Source organism: Frankia sp. Hr75.2 (assembly GCF_949319125.1).
In the GTDB taxonomy this organism is placed as follows: domain Bacteria; phylum Actinomycetota; class Actinomycetes; order Frankiales; family Frankiaceae; genus Parafrankia; species Parafrankia soli.
The window spans coordinates 1-2363 of record NZ_CASGGV010000121.1 but is presented as its reverse complement, the minus strand read 5'-3'; the positions used below and the strand labels follow the sequence as shown (position 1 = coordinate 2363).

The 2363-nt window shown below is 68.1% G+C and carries 2 protein-coding genes; both read left to right on the top strand.

Features of this window, described 5'->3' with window-relative positions:
- A partial coding sequence (locus tag AC559T_RS11320; RefSeq protein ID WP_498868667.1) for an aromatic ring-hydroxylating oxygenase subunit alpha occupies window positions 1–1206 on the top strand: 1206 nt, incomplete at its 5' end.
- A 39-nt stretch (window positions 1207–1245) separates the two neighbouring features.
- A partial coding sequence (locus AC559T_RS11315) for an FAD-dependent oxidoreductase (protein WP_498868666.1) occupies window positions 1246–2363 on the top strand: 1118 nt, incomplete at its 3' end.

Below are 2363 nucleotides of genomic sequence, written 5' to 3'. Positions count from 1 at the left end.
GTCTGGCAGATGGCCTGCCGCCTGGAGGAGATCCCGCGGCCCGGCGACTTCGTCGAGTACGAGATCTGCGACCAGTCGATCCTGGTCGTGCGGCAGCCCGATCTTTCGGTCAAGGCCTTCCACAACGCGTGCCGTCATCGGGCTACCCAGTTGTGTTCGGGTTCCGGGCGGCTGCCCGGTGGGCAGATCGTGTGTCCGTTCCATGGCTGGCGGTGGAATCTCGACGGGAGTAACTCGTTCGTGTACGGCGCGGAGGGGTTCGCGCCGGAGATCCTGCGCCCGGAGGACATTCGGCTGCGGGAGTGCAGGGTCGACACGTGGGGTGCCTGCGTGTGGATCAACATGGATCCGGATGCCCGTCCGTTGCGGGAGGCGTTGGCGCCGGTAGCGGGGTTGCTGGACGCGGTGTGCGTGGAGAACATGCGGGTGTGGTGGTGGAAGGAGACGATCCTCAACGCGAACTGGAAGGTGGCCCAGGAGGCGTTCCACGAGGGTTACCACGTGATGGGCACGCATCCGCAGCTCACGTTCGGTCTGGGTGACGACTATCCGTTCGCGAATGTCGAGTACACCGCGTTCGAGAACGGCCACGGTCGTTTCCAGGGCCGGTTCGACCCGACCGCGGGCGGCGTCTCCCAGGGGCGTGGTGGGGAGGCGTTTCTGGAGCGGTCGCGGATCCTGTGGGAGGGGCAGGACGCGATGACCCTCGAACGTGACCTGAACGTCTTCCGGGGGATGCGTAACCGGGTTCCGCCCGGTGAGGACTTCCCGACGGCGGCGATCAAGGCGTTGTTCGACTACGCCGAGGGTGCCGGTATCCCGCTGCATCCGACACCGGAGGGTATGCGGATGTGGGGTGGCGGGGTTTTCCTGTTCCCGAACTTCCTCATGCTTCCCCAGTTCGGTAACGCGTTGTCGTACCGGGTCCGCCCTTACAACGACGACCCCGAGTGGTGCCGTTTCGAGGTGTGGTCGTTGACGATGTACCCGGAGGGGGAGGAGCCCGGCCGGGCGAAGCTGAAGGGCCGGTTCGCCTCCGACGACACCGAGAACTGGGGTCTGATCCCGCGTCAGGACTTCAGCAACATCGCAAGCCAGCAACGCGGCCTGCATTCGCGTAGCTACCGCGAGCACCGTCTCGCCACCGAGATGGAGCAGCTCATCAGCAACATGCACACCGAACTCGACCGGTACCTCGCCGGCTGAGGCGCCGCACCGAAACCATCCACTCCCTGGAGGGGCACCGTGTCGAAGTCGGATGCCAGCTACGACCATGCCGTTGACGTCGTTGTCGTGGGCTCGGGCGGTGGTCTGTGCGGCGCCGTGGCCGCGGCGGCGAGCGGCCTGGACACGCTGGTGATCGAGAAGCAGCCGATGATCGGCGGGTCCACGGCCATGTCAGGCGGCGTGCTGTGGCTGCCGGACAACCCGCTCATGCAGGCCGACGGCGTTCCCGACTCCCTTGAGGACGCGCTGGCGTACTTCGACTCCGTTGTCGGAGACGTCGGACCCGCGTCGTCGCACCAGCGTCGGGTCGCCTACGTCACCGAAGGCTCCAACATGGTCCGCTTCCTGCAGAACCTGGGCATGCGGTTCGAGCGGTGCGAGGGCTACAGCGACTACTACGCCGGGGTGGCGGGTATCCGCGGTGGCAGCGCCCGCGGGCGCTCCCTCGAACCCGCGGTGACCGACGGCAAACAGCTCGGGCCGTGGTTCGACAAGCTGATGCCGGGCATGACGATCGCGCTCGGAATCGTCGTGATGACCCGCGAGGCGTCCACTCTGCAGCTGATTAAGCGGCGGCCGAAAGCCATGCGCACCGCCCTCCGGGTGGGGATGCGGACGGCCATGGGCAGGCTCAGGAGGCAGACCCGGCTGGCCAACGGCGCGGCACTGATCGCGCAGGCCCTGGAGGCGGCGCTGGCGGCCGGGGCGACGGTCTGGACAGACACCGGGCTGGTCGACCTGATCGTCGAGGACGGCCGGGTGGCCGGCGTCGTGGCCAGTCGGGACGGGCAGACCGTCCGGATCCGCGCCCGCCGCGGCGTGCTGTTGAGCTCGGGCGGGTTCGCCCGCAACGCCGAGATGCGCAGACGCTACTCGAAGCAGCCGAACGAGGGGTCGTGGACCATCGCCAACCCCGGGGACACGGGTGAGGCGATCGAGGCCGCCCAGCGGGTCGGCGCCGCCGTCGACTTCATGGACGAGGCGTTGTGGATCCCGGCCTCCATCCAGCCCGGCGGACGTCCGAGCCTGCACACCGGAGAGCGGAGCAAGCCGGGCTCGATCATCGTCGACCGGGCCGGCCGGCGGTACTTCAACGAGGCGGTCTCCTACATGGAGGCCGGGCGGCAGATGTACGC